We start from the raw sequence: 21,678 nt of genomic DNA on the forward strand, positions 1-21,678 counted from the left end.
AGGGAGGTACATTTATATGGGAATTATAAACGCATTTACTGGGGCTATTGTTGGCACTTTCGCGGATCAATGGAAAGATATTATTACTGCCGGAGTATTTGATGAACGCACAGCTATCGCACCTGGTATTCAGAAGTCCACAAATAACGGACGTGGGACAAATATGAATGGATCGAGTGGTATTATTTCTAATGGCTCAAAAATCTATGTGCCCGAGAAGACTGCTGCATTTATTTTTAGCGAGTCCGGAATTGAAGATATTATTACAGAAGCGGGCGGATATGAATATCGAAATGGTCAGAGCAGTATATTTAACGGTGACAGTATTGAACAATCCATCTTTAAGCAAGTTAAAGATCGCATAGGATATGGTGGTCTTTCTGCAGATGAGAAACAAATCGCATTTATAAATCTGCGCGAAATCAGAGATATTAAGTTTGGGACCCGCGGAGCCCAGGTCTATAATGACATGTATTACGGAACAGATCTCGAAATATTTGCATATGGGTCGTTTACAATTCAGATTAAAGATGTAGTTAGATTCATAAGAAACTTTGTGCCAGCGAATGTTACGTATTACTCTTTTGATGACGTCCAAGTAAGGTCACAAATTTTCTCAGATTTCCTGCAATCATTTACAGTAGTCTTAAACTCGCTTTCGAGCACATATAGAATTTCTCAGCTTCCGTCGCAGGCAAATGCTATTTCAAATATGATTGCTCATGATTCTGATAATGCGGGTACGTGGGGAGAGCGCTTTGGATTTGAAATCGTTAAGGTTTCCATTGAAAATATCGAATTTACAGATGATTCAAGAGAACTTGTGAAGCAATATTCTTCTCTCAAGATGAATCTTAAGGCCTATGACGATGTTTCTCAAAAGACATCCAACATTGCGGCACAACAGAAAATTGCACATGGTATTCAGGACAACGGTCTTGGTGATGCAGGTGGTATGATTTTCGGAATGAATACGGCCCAAGGATTAGGCACTAATGCAGAGCCGAAGAAAACAATGTCCTTTGATGAGCAGATTGAAACGCTTAGGAAATTGAAAGACCTTATGGACGCAGGAATTCTAACGGAAGAAGAGTTTAATACAAAAAAGAAAGAGATTATGGGACTATAATTCATAGAAAAACCTTTAAAAAAAATTGAAAAGATAAAAATAACCCCGAGAAATTCAGCAAATAGGAGGATTTTTCGGGGTTAAATTTGAACATATATTTACCTTACAAGAAGGTGAACAGATATAGGTTAGAAACTAAGGTGTGTGATAAGATTTTTATGGATATAGCTGAAACAGGGTTAAAATGGTCTCGCTATATCACAGTGAACCATACCACAAGTAAGTGAGGTTTTTCAAAAGATATTATTCCTTATAAAGGAGAATGTGATTGTCGCTTTTAAATGAACAATTAAACCGAGCGTTTGAGCAATATGATAAAGAATTATTGAATGAGACAGAAGTGTTATAGAATGGTTGTCATGAAAAAATTAGTGACACCAACTCAAATGAATATGTACAAGCTTTACATGGATTTGGGAATGTGAAAGCAGTGCTAAATAAACATGATTCAGCTCGAAGTTACTATAAAGAATTAATCAACATAGCTTTAAATAATGGTGAAAAGATGGATTACTGTATAGCTGTACATCAATTAGTAATGGTCGAGAGAATGGCTAACTGTTATGATGAAGCACTAAAATTGTTTCATTTAGAGGCAAAGTTACTTCATGAATATGATATTGAATCTCCCTTAACTTTGTTTGCAAATTGTTATAAACTAGTTTATGTAGCGTTGTTGACGGGAAATTTTGTATTAGCGGAACAGCTTATGAATCAATCATTTTAGTTTGCTTAAGAAGCGGAAGATTATGTTTGCATTGGTTATGCTTATCATAGATTTGGTAAGATTTATAATGCTAAAGGTGAAATACTTTTGGCGAAACAATCTTTTCAAAAGGCAAGAGAAGCATTTGAAAGAGCTAATGATGATTTAGTAGTACAAGAAATAGTTACCTTGTTGAAATAAATAATAGAATCCCACTAGAATTGTAAAAACTGCTCTAGTGGGATTTTTATTTGATTTAATTTCTAATAATTAAAACTATAATTTATGAATTACATAATATTTATAGGCTTCAATAGTACGTGTCTGTTTTTCAAAATCTTAAGAACTTGAGTGATATAGAGTCTCTAATTACTCATGTATTAGATTTTCTTAAAAGATCCCCTGCGTTTTCTGAATATCGACAATAAAAAAGGTAATATAAGGATTTCCTCAGAAACAATTTGTTTCGAGCATATTATCGTCTAGTATATGCTAGAGAACCAAAATGGAAATAAATGCATTTTTAGAGTAGTACAGTGTTATAATTTAAGGTAATAGATTATTTTTGGGAGGTACGCTATGAATGATGTTGTGAATACTCAAAAAGAAAAATATAAAGCTTGGGTTACGGAAAACTTAGGTGAAAAAACAGGTATGTGGTACACGCCATATCTTGAAAAACTTGGACACCTGTTAGAAAAGTTTGGATTAGGTAGCGGCTATAAGAAAAATTTCTTTGATTATCAATCATATTCAGAATATAAAAATATCTATCAACAAATGACGGAGCAAAGTGATGGGGATATTGAGAGATTAGTAACTGGTACAAGTACACCTCGATATCCAGAAAAGTTTGGTACGAAAAGAATTCAATTTAGAAAAGAATATGCGGAAGATGAATATAATCGCGGCGTAAGAAGTAAGCCTGATAATATAGGTGGGATACCTGACTGGGGCGTTTTAATGAGATCATATTTAATATTTTTATATTATGATGAAAATCCTACTTTAACTTATCCTAAAAAAGAGAAGAAAATTGCGAATCAAGAAGATGAAATTGATAACAGCATTAATTATTGGGTAATTTCACCAGGTGAAGACTCGAGATTATGGAATCAGTTCCACGCAGAAAATATGATTGCACTTGGTTGGGACTATTTAGGGGATATAAAAAATTATGATACAAAGGAAGTTGTTGAACGAAAAATAGCTGAGCAAAGAGCGGATGGGGTGCGCCCTGTCAATGACACAAAGGCTGTGTGGGATTTCTATCGTGAAATTCAAACAGGCGACGTTGTATATGTGAAAGAAGGAATTAAGAAAATCCTCGCACGCGGAGTTGTTACGGGAGCTTACTATTTCGATGATGATGCATCAGAGTATAAACATAGAAGGAAAGTAGATTGGCTTCAAGTTGGAAAGTGGGAACTACATCAGACTTTTGCTCAAAAAACTTTAACATGTATAAATCCTTACCCAAATTTTATTCAAGAAATTGATCAAGTAATGAATGAAGATTTTATTGATCCAAAAATTGCTGAAGTAAATGAATTTCGAAATTGGTTATCCAATCAAGTTACTGATACAGGCGTTAGCTTGAATGATAAAACAGTTACGCAAAAAGTAAGTGCGTTAAAGGATATAGAGCACCATTTTGATGCTTCAATTTTTGGTGAAACAGATATTGAGCAACTAAAACGGTTGAAAGATATCGTTGTATCAGATGAATCCTACAAAAAATATAAAGGCGTATCGAGAAGTTCAATTGACTACTACATTCGTTTTATTGAATCTAAGCCTACTGTACTAGAAAATGAATCCTTTACAATGGATGAATTTCTTTCGGATGTTTTTATCGAGAAGAAGGAGCTTGTACGGCTAATTTCTCTACTTGAAAATAAGAAGAATCTTATTTTGAAAGGTGCACCGGGAGTAGGGAAAACGTTTATTGCCAAACGTTTAGCGTATGTAATGATGGAAGAAAAAGATGAAACGCGTATCCAGATGGTTCAGTTCCACCAAAGCTATAGTTATGAAGACTTCATTGAAGGGTTCCGTCCGAAAGCTGAAGGAGATGGGTTTGAGCTGAAACAAGGTCCGTTTGTGAAGTTTGCTAGAAAAGCAGCACGAGATCCTGAACGAGACTACTTCTTTATTATTGATGAAATTAATCGAGGGAATATGAGTAAAATATTTGGGGAATTAATGATGCTTATCGAAGCGGATAAGCGAGGCGAGCAAATCAATCTCCTTTATTCTAATGATAAGTTTTCTGTGCCAACGAATTTATACATCATTGGAATGATGAATACGGCAGATAGAAGCTTAGCTTTATTAGACTACGCACTAAGAAGAAGATTTTCGTTTTTTGAAATTAAACCAGCGTTCCAAAATGAGACATTTAAGTCGTATGTAAACGAATTAAATAATCCAGAAGTTTTAAACCGTATCATTGATGAAATTAAAAGCTTAAATAATCAAATTGTTGAAGAGCTAGGAACAGGCTTTCAAATTGGGCATAGCTATTTTGTAGGTGATGCTTATAAAGTAGATACTGCAAATCGTGTAGAGGAAGTAATCGAATATGAAATTATTCCACAACTATTAGAGTATTGGTTTGATGATGAACAGAAGGCAAACAATTGGACTGAACGACTAAGAGGCTGTTACGATGGAGAGAAATAATAATATTCCAATTCGTAATATATACTATATGCTTTCCTATGCATATCAAACGTTAAATCTTTCCGAGTATAAAAAAATTGGAACAGAAGAGTTTGAGAACGTCAAAGAGCTTTACGCAGAAATTTTAACGATTGGTATACCTGTATTGATTCGCGGAGGATTAAGTAAAGATTATATAGGTGTTGAAGAGACTTCCAATGTAATTAAGGGAAAAATTGATATCAATTCTACTATAAAGAAAAATGCATTGGTAAATAAGAAAGTTGCAGTGGTTTATGATGAGTTCTCTGAAAATATATTGTTGAATCAAATTATTAAAGCTACACTTGCTTACCTATCGCGCTCAAATAAAATAAGTCAAAAATTGCGTAGATTGTTTTACGGTTTGCTGCCTTATTTTACAGAGGTATCAGATGTAGAGCTAGATTTGAAGCTATGGAAAAACGTTAGATATAACCGCCAAAACATTCGCTATCAATTTATTGTAGACGTGTGTAGATATCTTTATGAGCGGTTATTATTTGACGAAAGCTCTACATCTCAAATGATGAAAGAGGTTAAAGACGAACAAAGATTATCGTCTTTATATGAAAAGTTCATCTATGCATTTTTCAAACGTGAAACGAAATATAATGTATCCCATCCTCAAATTCAGTGGAGTGTTGATAATGAATTCACAGATGCATTACCGATTATGCAAACAGACCTTGTACTTCAAAAAAATAAAAAAACATTGATTGTGGATGCGAAATTTCATTCTGATAATATGATAGCAAGATTTGAAGGTGGAGCTGCAAAACAAAAATCCGGTAACCTTTATCAAATATTTACATATATAAATAATTGGAAAAAAGATCCAGATGAAACAGTTGCAGGTATGTTACTTTATGCGAAAACAACCGCATTAAATCAACCTAACCATATTTATCACATTAAAGGTAATCAAATTTTTATTGTAACTCTTGATTTACAACAAGATTTTAGCGGCATAAAGGAAAACTTATTAGCATATACCGATCAATTTTTTGCATAGTTTTATAAATTCGCTTTATCTATATACGAAATATCCCTCGAATCATCATTCGGGGGAATTTTTCTTAGCGATTACCTCATTTCATACAAATACCCTGACCTGTTTTATGATTAGTGAGACATCGATCCATTAAACATAAGTGCCTGTCCTGTCACCACCAGCATTATGTCGAATCCTTCGACATAAATATATCTTATATTTTGGAAGTCTATGTCTGATAGACAGTCCATATATGGGGCTAGGAACAAATATGGACATATAAAAGGTATATCGTTTAATATATTAAATTAATATATAAATATCAAACAATTGTTTAAATTAATAACAATTGTTTATTTTTTGTTGACGAGATCTTAAATCGTTGTTATGATACTTGTAAATTTAATGTAGAATTAAGTCGTATAATATTGGGGATATGGCCCAAAAGTTTCTACCAAGCCGCCGTAAAGGGCTTGACTACGAGGTGAGTTTTAATTGGAAGAGGGGGTCTCTTTCTTTTATTTACTTATGCCCTAGTCAACGCTCCGGTAGATATCGGAGCGTTTTTTATCGTTTAAGTAATATTTAATTCTAGATTTTATTATGCGAAGTGACACACCAAGCAAGTTTTATTCGCTTTTAATGTGTAATAAAGTATGCCCCATTCCAGCGCTTAGAAATCGTTGGATCGCTTCGTAAAGCAATAAATATATTCAATTTGAAAGGATTGAGAAAGAATGAAAAAGAAAATTTACTTTAATCATGATGGCGGCGTGGATGATCTTGTTTCTCTATTTTTATTACTACAAATGGATACCATTGAACTAACGGGTGTTTCCGTCATTCCAGCTGATTGTTATTTAGAACCTGCTATGTTTGCAAGTCGAAAAATCATTGATCGCTTTGGAAAAGGCAGTCTAGATGTAGCAGAGTCAAATTCTCGTGGAAAAAATCCATTTCCTAAAGATTGGCGTTTGCATGCTTTCTTTGTGGATGCCTTACCAATATTAAATGAATCTGGAAAGATTGTTACACCAGTAGCGGAGAAACCAGCACATCTTCATATGATAGAAGCAATTCACGCTTCAGATGAAAAAACTACTCTTTTATTCACCGGTCCACTTACTGATCTTGCTCGTGCACTAGATGAAGACCCTTCTATTGAAGAAAAAATTGATCGACTAGTATGGATGGGAGGCACATTTCGTGATGTAGGAAATGTAGAAGAGCCCGAACATGATGGGACAGCGGAATGGAATGTGTTTTGGGACCCAGAAGCAGCTGGTCGAGTATGGAAAAGTAGTATAGAAATTGATTTAGTAGCGCTTGAAAGCACTAACCAGGTACCTCTTACAGTAGATATACGTAATCGTTGGGCATCTGAACGTAAACACCTCGGTGTTGATTTTATTGGCCAATGTTATGCTATGTGCCCGCCATTGGTTCATTTTACAACAAACTCAACATATTTTTTATGGGATGTCTTAACAACAGCGTTTGTTGGTAATAGTGATCTTGTAAAAGTGAAAAGAATTAATAGTATCGTGCATACAGATGGGCCGAGTCAAGGTCGTACAGAAGAAAAAGACAATGGTCGCCCAGTAAATGTGGTTTATGATGTAAATTCTAATGCTTTCTTCGATTATATTACTGAATTATCTAAAAAAGCTTAAAGAACATTCGTGTTTTTGAACCATTGATCGTAGTACATTTAGAGAGAAGTTCTTAATGTATTACGATCAAAATAATTGATAGTATTTTTTAAAGAATAAATTATAGTGTGTATGAGTCAAATATCAATATAATAAAAAAATTCGCTGAATATTTAGACAATCAACATATGACTCTAATTTAATATTAAGATTTTAAAAAAAAGAGTTTAGAAAATTATGTTTCATCACAAAAAGCATTGTTGGAGGAAAAAATGACTATAAAATCACGACTTAAAATTATGATGTCTCTTCAGTTTTTTATTTGGGGATGTTGGCTTGTTACACTTGGCTCATATATGTTCAATACTTTGCATTTTTCCGGCACACAAGTTGGAGGTGTTTATAGCACAATAGGGCTTGCTTCTCTACTAATGCCAAGTCTTGTAGGTATTATTGCAGATCGTTGGATAAAGGCAAATAGATTATATGGAATTTGCCATTTCCTTGGAGCGATTTTCTTATTTTCAGCTGCAGGTATTTCGGAACCTAATCTTATGTTTTGGGCAATGCTTTTTAACGCAATGGTTTACATGCCGACGATTTCTTTATCTTATACGATTTCATATTTTTGCTTAGAAAAAGTAGGGCTTGATACAACGAAAGACTTTCCTTCTGTTCGTGTTTTTGGAACAATTAGTTTTATTCTTGCAATGTGGGTAATTAGTCTTGGTGGATTTGAGTTAAGCAACATCCAGCTTTACATGGCTGCGGGGGCTTCCGTGTTACTTGCACTTTATTCATTTACACTGCCAGATTGTCCAACATCAAATGTTAAAAAGGATAAGTCGTTAGTAAGTCTTTTAGGTCTAGATGCTTTCGTATTATTTAAGCAAAAAAGAATGGCTGTATTTTTCATATTTGCAATGCTGTTAGGTGCTGCATTGCAAATTAACCTTGCATTTGCTGACCCATTTTTACATGATTTTGCGTCAATCGCTAACTATAAAGATAGTCTTGTTGTTAAATATCCAGCCATTTTATTATCAATGGGACAAATTGCTGAAGTGTTCTTTATTCTTGCCATTCCTTTTTTTCTACGTAAATTTGGAATTAAAACGGTAATGTTGCTGAGTATGGTGGCGTGGACATTACGCTTTATTCTTTTCGCCTATGGCAATCCATCTAATGTAGGTGTCATCTTATTGCTATTATCAATGATTGTATATGGTGCTGCATTTGACTTCTTTAATATTTCCGGATCTATTTTTGTTGAAAAGGAAGTAGATCGTCGAATTCGTGGAAGTGCACAAGGCTTATTCATGACAATGGTCAATGGAATCGGTACCTATGTAGGAGCTGTTCTTAGTGGGAAACTGGTGGATTATTTTACAATTAACGGAGTGAAGGATTGGCAAAATATCTGGTTAGTTTTTGCAGTATATACATTCGTCCTTGCAATCGTTTTTGCTGTAAGTTTTAAATACAAGAATGACCGTGATGCAATTAAGAATGTAAATAATGTTGCTTAATCAATATTCTTTATCATTTTTGTTTCTGATTTGAAACGATATTTGGTTTGGAGTGTAATAAAAAATATTGGTGAAAATTGCATAAGAAACACAACCATTATTAAGCATATAGTCAGTATTTTTTATAGAAGTATCAACCTCATTTTGACTAGTTACGGTGAGCCGTATCACAAGAAATTGAGGTTATTTTTAAAAAGAATCATCCAAATTCAAATACTTCTTATTTGAGAAAATTAAATTTAGAAATTCGTTTTGATTTTTAAAATTTTTCCTCGTTTGAATATAGATATGCACCTCAAAAATCATAACCTAACCAGAAGACAGAGGTCAGTTGTATCTTTACTTTCCAGCGAGCTATGGTTACTTTAGTTGAGCAAGGAACAATAAGATAACACTTTTAACAATTTAGGCGCATAGATCTAATAGATCATGCGTCTTTTTTTGTGTTAGATGACTTTTCTTGAGAGAGTAAATGATAATGTTAAATAAATATTTTCATATTCATGAAATTATTTTCATTAAATGTTGTTTATCTCTATAATATGTATTATATTATTCATGAAAATGAAATTTAGGGGTGAAATTATGAATATTGGAATGGAAATAAAGAAATTGAGGACTGAAAAAGGTATTACTTTGAAAGAGTTAAGTGAAAAAAGTGAACTATCCGTTGGATTTATTTCTCAATTAGAAAGAGGACTTACTACCATAGCAGTTGATTCACTTGAAAAACTAGCTGATACTTTGGGGGTGCATTTAACACATTTTTTCGATTACCCACTTAAAAGGAAAGATATGGTTTTGAGAAGTTATGAACAAGAAATAATGGATTCAGTAGAAGGAGGTTTTATTAAGTATAGTTTAAGTACAGATTTGGAAAATAAACAACTTGTTCCAAGGCTTATAGAAATTCTTCCTCAAAAGAAAGATGAAGAAATATTATCCTATAAGCATGAGGGAGAAGAGTTCATTTATGTTTTAGAAGGTATATTAACAGTTTACATAAATGATAAGAGGCATGAAGTATATCCTGGTGACAGTGTTCATATGGAATCAAGTAATGCACACAATTGGGCTAATTACACTAATAAAAAGGTCAAGCTTATAGCTGTTAATACGCCTAATTATATTTACAATAGAGGATTTGATAATACAGATGCTGACTAGTAAAGACATTATACAAAGTTAAAGAAAGTGATAATAACAATGGATAAATTAATACTATATATAATTGGTTCTTTTTTTGTAATTGGAGCTATTGATTATATTACCGGAAATCATTTGAAACTGGGTGAGAAATTTGAGGAAGGCATAAAGACCATGGGGACTTTAGGGCTCGGTATGATAGGAATAATTTCTTTAGTTCCTATATTTACAAATTTTTTATCTGTTGTGATTATTCCAATCTGTAGCGTTTTTCATCTAGATCCTTCTATAGTACCAGCAGCATTTTTAGCTGTAGATATGGGTGGCTATCAAATGGCTAATAAGCTTGCATTGACAGAAGAAATCGGGGCATTTTCAGGAATTATCATTGCATCTACTCTAGGAGCCACAATCAGTTTTTCAATACCTGTCGCGTTAGGAATGCTTTCTAAAGAGGATGAAAAATATTTTTCTAAAGGTGTGTTGGTTGGAATTATTTCTATACCAATAGGATGTCTGGCAGCGGGCTTATGGCAAAAAATTAATATCGATATATTAGTTTTGAATCTGCTCCCTATATTTTTTTTCGCCATTATTTTAGGGGCAGGATTATTAAAAGTTCCACATGTTTTTATAAAAGTTTTTAATGTATTTGGAAAGCTTATAGTATGTTTGAGTACTGTTGGATTAATTTTACAAGGTATAAATGCGATATTTGGTGTAAGTCTTGTCTCAGGATTAGCACCACTTTCTGAATCTACTGTTATAGTAGTCAAGATCGCACTTGTTTTAGGTGGAGCATATCCCATGCTGGCACTTATTGATCGAATATTTAAAAATATTTTTGAAAAAATAGGGGAGAAGTTTGGAATTAATTCAGTGTCAGTAGCAGGCATTCTAGGAAGCTTAGCTAGTAATTTGTTGATATTTGGAACATATAAGGAAATGAATCCTAAAGGAAAAGTGATAAGTACTGCCTTTGGAGTAAGTGGAGCATTTGTATTTGGTGGTCAATTTGGATTTGTGTCAGGAGTAGCCCCAGAAATGTTAGGAGCGTTTATCATATCAAAGCTTACAGCCGGAATAATTAGTTTAGTACTAGCTGCATGGCTATATGATCGTGAAAATAAAGAATTTAGTCTTAAAAAAAATGGAGGTATTAGTAATGAATATCAAGAATAGAGTGGAAAAGTTAAGACAGCTAATGAAAGAAAATCAGATGGATGCTTATATAATTCCGAGTTTTGATGCACATCAGAGTGAATATGTAGCAGAATATTGGAAATGTAGACAATGGATATCAGGATTTACAGGGTCTGCAGGTACTGTAGTTATTACATTAGATGATGCAGGGTTATGGACAGATGGTAGATATTATATTCAAGCTGAAAAGCAGCTCGAGAGTTCAGGAATCAGATTATTTAGAATGATGGATCCAGGGGTACCATCTTATACAGAATGGCTAGCAGAAGTTCTTAAAGAAGGAAGCAATGTGGGCTTTGATGGAAATGTTTTTTCAATTAATATGGTTAAAAAGATGGAAAAAGATCTAAAAGCAAAGAGAATCGTATTAAAAATGAATCAAGATTTAATTGGTGATCTGTGGGAAGATAGAGAGGACATTCCTAAAGGACCGATTTTTACTCATGAAGTAAAATATGCAGGCAAATCAAGAGTAGAAAAATTAAATGAAGTAAGAGAAGAGATGAAATTTAAAGGAGCAAATTATTATATTTTAACTTCCCTTGATGACATTGCATGGCTTTTGAATATAAGAGGGGCCGATGTGCCTAACAATCCAGTTGTAATAGCTAATGTAATCATAGAAGAACATAAATGTTATTTATTTATTGATTCTTGCAAGGTTTCCCCTTCGGTTAAATTAGAACTGGAGGCTGAAGGAATCGAATTAAAAGAGAATCATGAAATACAAACATTATTGGAAAATCTTTCAGGCGAAGATGCTGTTATTCTAGATACAAATAAAACTAATATCAGATTATATAATGCCATTAACAGCACAACAAAGAAAATTGAAAGCCCCAACATCACAACTAATTTAAAAGCTATTAAAAATGAAGTTGAAATTAAAAATTTTAAATGGTGTGAAATAAAAGACGGTTTAGCCATGGTGAAATTTATAAAATGGCTAAAAAATTCTGTTGATAAAGTAGAAATTACAGAGATTACTGCGGAAGAAAGATTAGAAGATTTCAGAAGGGAGCAGGAAGATTTTGTTGGACCTAGCTTTGATACGATAGCAGGTTATAAAGAACATGCTGCGCTGATGCATTATAAAGCAAATAAAGAAACGCAATATACTCTTAAGAATGAAGGTCTTTTTTTAATTGATTCAGGCGGACAGTATTATGATGGAACAACTGATATTACACGAACGATTGTTTTGGGAAATCTTACCGATGAACAAAAAAGAGATTTTACTTTGGTGTTAAAAGGATTTATTGCACTAAGCTCAGTTAAATATTTATACGGAGCAACAGGCTCTAACTTAGATGTTTTAGCAAGACAACCAATTTGGCAGTATGGTTTGGACTATAAATGCGGGACTGGACATGGGGTAGGTTTTTTCTTGAATGTTCATGAAGGACCACAAAGCTTAAGAAATGATAATAATAATATTATATTAGAAAAAGGCATGATTATTACGAATGAACCGGGAATATACCTCGAAGGTAAATATGGAATTCGAATTGAAAATATGATGTTAGTAGTTGAAGACGAGAAAACAGAGTTTGGTCAATTTATGAAGTTTGAAGCAATCACATATTGCCCTATTGATTTAGCCGGTATCAATAAAGATATGTTAACAGAGAGTGAACAGCAATGGTTAAACAATTACCATCAAGAGGTATACACAAAGCTAGCTCCTTATTTAAATGAAGAAGAGAGAGTATGGCTTAGAGAAGAAACTAGGGAAATATAAGTAGATATTGCCGATTACAAGTATGTGCCACAAAGAAGTGTGTCATATTGTAATTCATTAATCTAGCGCTTTAATGGAGCAATGAAATAGGCCAAATTAATCGGCTTTGAATTGAGAAAATAGGTTTTTTAATAATGGTTTGACTTTAATCTTTTTTATTCTCACTAAAGCAAGGAAATACGTCCATAGCTACTGGCAGGAAAAAAAACTCATTTATATATATTACGGTGAGCCGTATCATAAATAGGTGCGGTTATTTGGGGATAATTTGTACTCACACCTATCAAGAGTTATGAATGAAGGACATTCTGCTGTTTTCATAGAAAAGAGATTTATACTTCATAGCCATCCATATGGGTCAGTCCACTGTTGCTGTAACGTAACGGAGGACTGACCTTTTTTTAATTCTGTTAAGCTCCTCTAATTATGTTGCGACAGCAATTGTCGTTTCTTTTGTTACTTTAGGAAGATAAACTTTAATACTGCATTAACCAGCGGTCCCGTTGCACCACCAGCAGTGTTCTCAAGAAAGCTTGACGAATAATTGATGCTCAGTTATTCGTATTCTTAACAAAATCCCAAATCTTATTGATCGGTAATCCCACCTCAACCTAAAGCTTTCCGTTTGGCATTCATTTTCCTTCTTTCCATTTCAATATTAAGATCTTCATATTTGTATATGTTCCTTCCATCAAAGGGGGAGTTGTCCCTTATGCCAGGCCGAATGACAACCCATTAGTTTCGAATCGTAACTGATTTGAATACTATAAGATTACAACTAATCATTTGAGGTGAAATATGGATTTCAATCCTTTACGTTATCTGGCGATCGGTGATTCCCTTACTGTTGGTATCGGTGTTCCTTTTTTGGACCCAGGATTTGTTGAATATTATAGAGGCATGAGTCAGCAAAATTTAAAAAAGACTATTTTTTACCAAAAATACGCAAGGTCAGGTGCAACAACAGAGGATGTTTTAGCTATGCTCCATTTCCCGATTGTTACGAATGCTGTAAAGTGTGCAGATATTATCACGATAACGGCTGGGGGGGATGACTTAATAAATGCTGCTAAAGAATTTTTAATAAATAAAAACGAAGAAAGTGTATCCCATGCTATTAATCAATCCCAAAATAATTACTCAAAAATTTTAGAAAGAATCCGCCACCTAGACAAACAAGATAGATACATTTTACGGTTAACGAATTTATATAATCCATTTCCCGATATACCTATAGCAGATGAGGCAATTAAAGCGTTTAATTCATCGATTAACCGTTTTGGTCTGGAAATGAATGTTAAAGTAGCGGATCTCCATAGCGTATTTAAGGGGAATGAAAAAGCTTTATTGTCAAAAGGGGGGGTTCATCCTAATGGTGAGGGGTATTATCAAATGGCATTAGCATTAAGTAGACTCGGTTATTCCCCGTTAAAAGATTAAATATAATGCTGGTTTGTTTCATAACCATAAACAAATTATCCCTATAAATCATTTCCTCATTAATACATTATTAGGGAATTTTAATGTGCTATTGATATGTTATTTATATGTTAAACGAATAAAAACTCATTTTGATCCACTTATTGAACCGTATCATAAGTAAGTGAGATTTATAAAATCAAAGTGAAAGGAATACATTAGACGTTCACTTTGACAATTAAGAATTGTGCTTTAAAAAAATTATGCAAAGTTGGTAAGAAAACTGAAATACCAAGTTTAAGAATTCATGAACAAAGCTAATTTTGTACTAAAGTATATTTATCCATAAAAAACTACACCTCCAATTGATAGATGTGTCTAAAAATTGGGGTGCAGTTCATTTATTAGAGGAAAAGCGTCTGTTTTTTAATGATATCTGATGCCTTTTTTATTTAAAAATCAAAGTTGTCAGGGTCTGGTCCTACTCGATGATTTTGATTTAGCTCATCAATTTGCTGCATCTCTTCTTTTGTTAGTACGAAGTCGAATACTGTTGAGTTCTCAACAATTCGATTTTCCTTCGTGGATTTTGGGATGGTTACAACACCATTTTGTAAATCCCATCGTAAAATTATTTGGGCAATGGACTTGTTATACTTATTTGCAATTTCTTGTAATTCTAGATTATCTAATAATTGACCTTGCATTAAAGGTGACCAAGCTTCTAACTGAATTCCGTTTTCTTGACAAAAGAATTGAATTTCTTTCTGAGTTAAACGTGGATGGTATTCTACCTGGTTGACCATCGGTTTAATTTCAGCATCGTTCATTAAGTCCTCCAGATGGTGGACTTGGAAGTTACTTACCCCAATAGCCTTTACTCTTCCTTCTTTATAAAGAGTTTCTAATGCACGCCAAGCTTCCTTATATTTACCTTCTACTGGCCAGTGAATAAGGTATAAATCTAAATACTCAAGATCAAGTTTCTTTAGACTTGTTTCATAAGCTGCTATAGTTGATTCGTAACCTAAGTCAGAATTCCAAACTTTTGATGTTATAAATAATTCTTCTCTTGGGATATCCGCTTCATTTATCCCTTCTCGAATAGCTTGTCCAACTCCCTCTTCATTTTCATAAATAGCTGCTGTATCAATACTACGATACCCATTTTTAATTGCAAATTTAAGGGCATTAACTAGTTCAGGACCTTCCTCTACTTTAAAAACCCCAATTCCAAACCAAGGCATTTTTACACCATTATGCAAAGTAGTTGTATCTTGTATGTTTTTAATCATTATAAATAAACCTCCAAATTTTTATTATAAGAAATGAGATCGTTCTATATTTGGTGACTTCTCCTATTTATTGCTTAGGAAACCACCTCCTTCAATTTATCCCCTTTTAGGTCTTTTCGTTCAAGGGATGCACTCCAACCAGCAAGGATGGCGGCTATCAGTACCATGAGTGCTCCTACCCAAGAAGTGTGGATCAGTCCAATAGAGTCTGTGATAATACCACCTAAGTAGGATCCAATTGCAATTCCAGCGTTAAATGCAGCAATATTGATAGCCGAAGCCATGTCTACTCCAGTAGGTACAAATCGTTCTGCTAACATGACCACATACACTTGTAATCCCGGTACATTCATAAAAGCTAAAACCCCCATTAAGAAAATGGTAATCAATCCTGCTATTTTAAATGGTGCCGTAAACATAAGGATAAATAGTATCACCGCTTGTACTATAAACATGTAAAATAACGCTTTAATCGGATTATGATTAGCCAGCTTTCCACCTACCATGTTGCCAATAGCAATCGCAATACCATATACAAGAAGAATTACAGCAACTGTTCCTTCTTTATATCCTGTTATTTCCTGAAGTATGGGAGATAGAAAAGTAAAGACAACGAATGTTCCTCCATAACCTAAGGAAGTAATAATAAATAGAAGTAATAAGCGACCATTTGTCACTAATTTATACTGATCCCGAAACGTTGTACGAGTACCTTTTCGTAAACTAGATGGAATCAGGATACTATTCGCGATTAAGGCTAAAACTCCGATGACAATAATGATGATAAAGGCCATTCTCCAGCCAAATTGTTGTCCAATAAATGTTCCCAATGGTACACCTGTTACAGTGGCTACCGTGAGTCCTGAAAACATAATGGATATGGCACTAGCTCTTCGATTTTCTGGTACTAAATCTGCAGCGATGGTCGAACCAATGGACATAAAAACTCCATGTGAAAAGGCAGAAATAACACGAGCAACAAGTAATACACCGATGCTTGTCGCACTAGCTGCAATACTATTGCCTATAATAAAAATAACCATAATCCAAAGTAGTAATGATTTTCGTGACATACTAGAGGTAATAGATGTTAGAATCGGTGCCCCAAAAGTTACTCCTAATGCATATAAGGAAACTGTTAAGCCTGCTGTCGTAACAGATATTTGTAAATCATTCGCTATCAATGGTAATAGGCCAACACTGATAAATTCTGTTGTTCCTATTGCAAATGCACTGATAGCTAAAGCTAATAGAGCTAATGTGCTTTGTTTTTTATCTAAAGGCATTTTTCTCCTCCTTAATAATTTGGTAATGTATGAACGATCTTGTTTTAAGTAAACTAAAAAATAATTACATTAAAACTCGACCGATAAATGCTATTATGATACATATAAAATAAATAGAGAAGTACGCACTTAATAGTATTATAGGAACTTTAAAGTACTATAGGTACTTATAAGTTCCTATACATGAGGAGGAAATATATATGAAGAAAAAGAAATACAATATTTCAGTAGAAGCAACGTTGGAAGTGATAGGAGGAAAGTGGAAATGTGTGATTCTATGCCATTTAACAAATGGTAAGAAACGAACAAGTGAATTGAAACGTCTTATGCCAGATATTACACAGAAGATGTTAACCCAACAATTACGCGAATTAGAGGTAGATGGAGTCATTAATAGAATTGTTTATAATCAAGTTCCTCCAAAAGTGGAGTATGAGCTAAGTGAATATGGTTGGAGCTTACAAGGTATCTTAAATTCGCTATGTACATGGGGAGAAAAGCATATTATCAAAGTATATGGCGATACATTTGATGTCCTGGAAGAGAACGTTCTAAATGAACATCTAAAGTAATGAACAAGGGAATTAGAGAATATTTCTTTCCTATTCTGTATATAACACCCTTTCAGATGGCAGCTGTATCAGAATTGTTCCTTGCTTGCTATCCTTCTATGGTTTAGGAACGATCCTGATAAACATATGTTTTTGAAAAAATTGTTCTACCAATAGGAAAAACGTTAAGGGTATTAAAAAAGGCTGTTTTCTAAATGATTGTTGTTTTTGGATGGGGCAGAAGCCTGAATCAAGGGAAAAGAGCAAAAGCGGCAACTTTAATGGGTTTAACAAAAGATTATCAAAATAGCCCATCAAGCTACCCTGATAATCTTTTGTTATTTTTCATATGTCTAATCTTCTCTTTATCCAGAGTAACAAACAAGGTATTCTGCTAAATATAAATCACCAACTCCGGTTTCGCCAGGTTGGCTTCTTCACTTGCTTAAGCACCGTATAATCCAACGACACCGAAGCGGAAACATCTAGTTTAAATCCATCGTTCCTTTTACTCTCGATAAGTATTCTGCATGTTTTATAAATACAAAACTAATAACAAAGAAACAGCACCCTAACAAAAATTCTTCTCCCAATAGAGTTAATACAAGTGAATAATCTCCTTCATTTAGGATTGCCTTCGTTAACTGAACCCCTCTTGTCAATGGAATGAATTGCGAAAAATGGCCTAACCATTCAGGCATAATCGAATGCGGGTAGTTTGCACCACTCAATAATAACAAAATACTCGCTAGTAAATTGGACAATAAATGCATCGAAGGCGTCCAAAGACAAAAGCAACCAACAATTAACCCAAGTCCACATGCAGAAAAGATAGACACAGCCCATACGAATGACAAAGGTAAAAGAGCTTCAAAAGGAATGGAAACTTGGAAAATAATGATTCCAAATAAAAGCCCAAGTCCAGAAGTAATTAACCCATTCAAAACATGTGCAATAGATCTAGATAAGAATAGACCTGCTTTATTTACAGGGGACGTCATAACAAGTTGCAGTGTACCCATCCCTCTATCCGAAGTAATAACGGACATAATGCCAAAAACGGAATTCATGACACAAAGAAGAAGTGCGTTGGAACCAATATAACCAGAAAGACCTTCACCTTTGTATACATAGTTTACTAGAACAGAAAAAAATAAAAGCTGACTGAGTGGGTTTAACACCATTACAAGCAAATATACTTTTGGGTCTAACCAACCAAATAATGCTTTATATGATAATAAACTGTGGCGACCAAATCGCTCCAAACATTCTATCATTTAATACACCCCCAACTTTCCAAGAATTCTTGCTTTCTTTTCTACTGCTTTATAACAAAAAACGCCTAGTACCACGTAAATTATTGTTAGAAACAGTAAAACAATCAATGGTTTTCCGATTAATGAAAAAGTGGCATTTTCCATAGTTACTTCACGAAGCAACTCGATTGCCCACGTCGGAGGGAGAATATAAGAAATTGGTTTAACCCATATTGGCAAAATCGCAACAGGAAACATAAAACCGCAAATTAAATAAATAGGATACTCAATGAAGTTCATAAGCGCTTCCGCTTGTCGAGATAATGTAAATGCTAGTGACAGGAAAAAAGAAAAAACAGATAAAGCAAAAAATACAAAAATAAGAGAACCTATAAAAAATAAAGGATGGACGATAGAAACTTCAACTCTAAAAATGAGGACTAGGTAGATAAAAGATATAATCATCGAAAGTAATCCCCAAAGTGTATTCCCAATAATTTTTCCTACTAAAATGATGGAGAAGGAAGTAGGGGACACAAAAATAATTTCCAAAGTCCCGTAGTAACGTTCTCGATTCACATCGCTTGCAGATGAATAAACTATGGAAGACCAAAGTGCCATGAATCCAGAGCCGAGTACAACATATTGAAAGATCTTCTCCGGAGACTCAGAGCCATAAATAAAAAACGAAATTGTCGCAAGAAAGAGGGGGGATATCCAAATAATAAACTGAAACATAGGCCGCGCAATAGATAGTCCCATATGAACCTTTATTGTATGAAGTAATGCTCTTATAGTTGGATTCATGTCATTTTCCTCCTATAATGCTTACATATACATCCTCAAGAGAAGGTTTCATAATGGATAAATCCATTATTTCTTCATCCTCCATCAAATCATATATCAATGGAATAACCGCCTGCGGTTCATTTGTATGCAATCGAATGTTCGTGAAATAGTCTTGGTGTTCAATTTGGACATGGTGAATATTTGTGAGTGTTGCTAATAAATCTAATTTCTCGTCCTTAGCTCCAATAATTTTGCACTCAATAATAGATATTTGATCCGTTTTCTTTTTGAGATTTTGTGGGGTATCAATTGCAACAAGCTGCCCTTTATCAATAAAAGCAATACGGTCACAAAGCTCATCTGCTTCATACATATAGTGTGTAGTTAAGAGAATCGTTGTTCCGCTATCATTTAGTTGCCGTAAAATTTCTCTAAGTTTTCTTGCACTTACTGGATCAAGTCCTATAGAAGGTTCATCGAGAAATAAGATTTCTGGTTTATTAACTAGTCCCCTTGCAATTTGCAATCGCTGTTTCATCCCTTTTGAAAATGTCTCGACTTTTTGATTAGCGACGTCCTGTAAACCAACCAATGCTAGCAAATCATTAATTCTTTGCCTTTGTTCATGACGAGGTACTTTATATAAATCAGAAAAATAAGCTAAATTATCATAAGCAGATAATCTCCAATATAAGTTACGTTCTCCACCAAGTATGAAATTGATATGTGGTCGCAGCTGCATATGCTCTGTTACAGGATCAAGTCCCATGACAGAAACTTTTCCTGTCGTTGGTATTAACATCGTCGTTAAGATTTTAATCATAGTAGTTTTGCCAGCTCCATTTGGCCCAAGCAATCCGAAAATTTCTCCTTTATTAACAGAGAATGAAATTCCTTTTAAAGCCTCTACTTCCTTTTTCTTTTTACGAATTAAACCAACTTCTGTCTTGTAGCTTCTTTTTACATTCGAAACATCGATTATACAATTACTCATACAAAGCACCCCTCAATATTAGATGATTATCTTATAAGAAGACTATATTATAAGTGATGTAATTGTCAATCACATTTTTTATTGGAAATCAAAAAAGCCCAATCTGATTAAATCAGACTGGACTAAATGCCGGGGGATATAAATTTTTGGATTTCATTAAAAGTAGATTGCGTATGTTCCTGATTACTTGAAAAGTATTTAATCGTACCAACTTTCTCCTCTTTAACAAAGCCTGCTTTTTTTAAAATTTCCAAATGGTGTGAGACAGTTGCAGTAGTTATTCCTAAATATTCAGCGAGCTTCGCGCCATACTCCTTGTTGCTTGAAAGCATCCGTAATATTAAGAGTCGGTTATGATCAGAAAGAGCTTTCAATTGTAAAGACAAATCCACACTAGTCTCTCGATTATCAGATAATGGAGCAGCACATCCGTATAACACGATACAAATATCTGAATTGAAAATACGCATTCGATGAGGTGTAAAATAATACGAAGGAATAAAATAATACATTTTATAAAGACTTGTTCGTTTAAATGCTTTCCCCATGACGTACTGAGCTAAAGCCAGTGGTTCTAACGCAATGGATTTCAAATCAACGATTGCTTTATCTAGCAATTCTTTTCTTTTATTTATCGCTTGTTCTAAAACCTTCGAGTGAGTAACCTTAAACTGCAGTTTAGAAATTTGGTCACGATAAAACGCTATATTTGATATAAAATCAAAAATAAAATGACGTTTTTCTTCAGAATCCCACAGAATATGCTCATCAATAGAATGTAATAAAGAAGGTGTTTCCAGCAATTTTTCAATTTGTGTTAACGGAACTGCCTCTCCTAAAAAGTGATATACATAATCTTCGTCGCTCAAATTAGATACCTTTTCTTGAAACAAATCAACATCATAAAAGTAAGGACAAGGTAGAAGTAGATTTAAAATTTGTAAGAAGTCCCACTCTGTTTTCTCACGCCATTGACCAATAAAATCCTGTGAATCTTTCGATAACTCTTTTATTAACAGAGCATGATCCGATTTTGCATACTCATGCTGACTTGATTCTATTAACGAAGAAAGTAGAGCTATCCCTTCAACTAAAGGAGAAAAAAAGTGCTCTACAATCTCCTTACCATTCTTACTTTTTTCATCTATCTCTGAAGCCATAAAATCCCTCCACTAACCATCTCTTCCGTTCATTTGAATTATAAGATACTTATCTTATAAAAGAAAGAATAAAGATGAGAGGGGATTGCTGTAACAATGGCGAATATCGTTCAATAAATATGAAG

Annotated in this window: 17 protein-coding genes and 1 riboswitch; of the genes, 11 read left to right on the forward strand and 6 right to left on the reverse strand. The window is 33.9% G+C overall.

Translation table 11 applies throughout. The annotated features are described in order from the left end of the window. The first annotated feature begins 16 nt into the window (after positions 1–16). The 10 genes from ACFVR1_RS01860 (at position 17) to ACFVR1_RS01905 (ending at position 14,243) form a co-directional block, all read left to right on the forward strand. Entirely contained in the window at positions 17–1,129 is a 1,113-nt protein-coding gene (locus tag ACFVR1_RS01860) for an SPFH domain-containing protein (RefSeq protein ID WP_387579603.1), read from the forward strand. Between the two features lie 421 nt (positions 1,130–1,550). Further along, positions 1,551–1,856 carry a hypothetical protein gene (locus ACFVR1_RS01865; protein ID WP_387579605.1) on the forward strand — a complete coding sequence of 102 codons (306 nt, stop codon included), beginning with the start codon at positions 1,551–1,553 and terminating at the stop codon, positions 1,854–1,856. A gap of 558 nt (positions 1,857–2,414) precedes the next feature. Beyond that, a complete protein-coding gene (locus tag ACFVR1_RS01870; protein ID WP_387579607.1) occupies positions 2,415–4,520 on the forward strand; it encodes an AAA family ATPase in 2,106 nt (701 codons plus the stop codon). Further along, positions 4,507–5,553 carry a 5-methylcytosine restriction system specificity protein McrC gene (locus ACFVR1_RS01875; RefSeq protein WP_387579610.1) on the forward strand — a complete coding sequence of 349 codons (1,047 nt, stop codon included), beginning with the start codon at positions 4,507–4,509 and terminating at the stop codon, positions 5,551–5,553. Before ACFVR1_RS01870 ends, ACFVR1_RS01875 begins: the two co-directional genes overlap by 14 nt. Positions 5,554–5,930: 377 nt before the next feature. Continuing rightward, a riboswitch (purine riboswitch) is annotated at positions 5,931–6,032 on the forward strand. Between the two features lie 237 nt (positions 6,033–6,269). Further along, positions 6,270–7,205 carry a nucleoside hydrolase gene (locus ACFVR1_RS01880; protein WP_387579612.1) on the forward strand — a complete coding sequence of 312 codons (936 nt, stop codon included), beginning with the start codon at positions 6,270–6,272 and terminating at the stop codon, positions 7,203–7,205. A gap of 251 nt (positions 7,206–7,456) precedes the next feature. Continuing rightward, complete coding sequence (locus tag ACFVR1_RS01885; protein ID WP_387579615.1) at positions 7,457–8,713, forward strand: nucleoside permease; 1,257 nt, start codon at positions 7,457–7,459, stop codon at positions 8,711–8,713. A gap of 585 nt (positions 8,714–9,298) precedes the next feature. Next, positions 9,299–9,880, forward strand: a complete 582-nt coding sequence (locus tag ACFVR1_RS01890; protein ID WP_387579618.1) for a helix-turn-helix domain-containing protein — start codon at positions 9,299–9,301, stop codon at positions 9,878–9,880. A 39-nt stretch (positions 9,881–9,919) separates the two neighbouring features. After that, positions 9,920–11,041, forward strand: a complete 1,122-nt coding sequence (eutH, locus tag ACFVR1_RS01895; protein WP_387579621.1) for an ethanolamine utilization protein EutH — start codon at positions 9,920–9,922, stop codon at positions 11,039–11,041. Continuing rightward, positions 11,025–12,803 carry an aminopeptidase P family protein gene (locus tag ACFVR1_RS01900; protein ID WP_387579624.1) on the forward strand — a complete coding sequence of 593 codons (1,779 nt, stop codon included), beginning with the start codon at positions 11,025–11,027 and terminating at the stop codon, positions 12,801–12,803. The genes eutH and ACFVR1_RS01900 overlap by 17 nt, the downstream gene beginning before the upstream one ends. A 798-nt stretch (positions 12,804–13,601) precedes the next feature. Continuing rightward, positions 13,602–14,243: a GDSL-type esterase/lipase family protein gene (locus ACFVR1_RS01905; RefSeq protein WP_387579626.1), complete on the forward strand. Its 642-nt coding sequence runs from the start codon at positions 13,602–13,604 to the stop codon at positions 14,241–14,243. 431 nt (positions 14,244–14,674) lie between these two features. Here ACFVR1_RS01905 and ACFVR1_RS01910 read toward each other — a convergent pair whose 3' ends face one another. Both ACFVR1_RS01910 and ACFVR1_RS01915 read right to left on the reverse strand, forming a co-directional pair. Continuing rightward, the gene (locus ACFVR1_RS01910; protein ID WP_387579629.1) at positions 14,675–15,517 is read right to left on the reverse strand and encodes an aldo/keto reductase; all 843 of its coding nucleotides are present in this window, start codon (positions 15,515–15,517) and stop codon (positions 14,675–14,677) included. 74 nt (positions 15,518–15,591) lie between these two features. Continuing rightward, entirely contained in the window at positions 15,592–16,803 is a 1,212-nt protein-coding gene (locus ACFVR1_RS01915; RefSeq protein WP_387579631.1) for an MFS transporter, read from the reverse strand. A 200-nt stretch (positions 16,804–17,003) separates the two neighbouring features. Here ACFVR1_RS01915 and ACFVR1_RS01920 point away from each other — a divergent pair, with 200 nt between their 5' ends. Continuing rightward, positions 17,004–17,375 (forward strand): winged helix-turn-helix transcriptional regulator, encoded by a 372-nt coding sequence (locus ACFVR1_RS01920; RefSeq protein ID WP_387579634.1) that lies wholly within the window; start codon positions 17,004–17,006, stop codon positions 17,373–17,375. 464 nt (positions 17,376–17,839) lie between these two features. Here the strand turns inward: ACFVR1_RS01920 and ACFVR1_RS01925 are convergent, their stop codons facing one another. The 4 genes from ACFVR1_RS01925 to ACFVR1_RS01940 form a co-directional block, all read right to left on the reverse strand. Continuing rightward, complete coding sequence (locus ACFVR1_RS01925; RefSeq protein WP_387579636.1) at positions 17,840–18,631, reverse strand: ABC transporter permease; 792 nt, start codon at positions 18,629–18,631, stop codon at positions 17,840–17,842. Continuing rightward, positions 18,632–19,417, reverse strand: coding sequence for an ABC transporter permease (locus ACFVR1_RS01930; RefSeq protein WP_387579639.1), 786 nt, complete (start codon positions 19,415–19,417; stop codon positions 18,632–18,634). A gap of 1 nt (position 19,418) precedes the next feature. Continuing rightward, positions 19,419–20,393 (reverse strand): ABC transporter ATP-binding protein, encoded by a 975-nt coding sequence (locus ACFVR1_RS01935; protein WP_387579642.1) that lies wholly within the window; start codon positions 20,391–20,393, stop codon positions 19,419–19,421. Positions 20,394–20,515: 122 nt separating this feature from the next. Next, positions 20,516–21,553 (reverse strand): ArsR/SmtB family transcription factor, encoded by a 1,038-nt coding sequence (locus ACFVR1_RS01940; protein ID WP_387579644.1) that lies wholly within the window; start codon positions 21,551–21,553, stop codon positions 20,516–20,518. Between the last annotated feature and the right edge of the window lie 125 nt (positions 21,554–21,678).

It is taken from the genome of Psychrobacillus sp. NPDC058041 (genome assembly GCF_042885655.1).
In the GTDB taxonomy this organism is placed as follows: Bacteria; Bacillota; Bacilli; order Bacillales_A; family Planococcaceae; genus Psychrobacillus.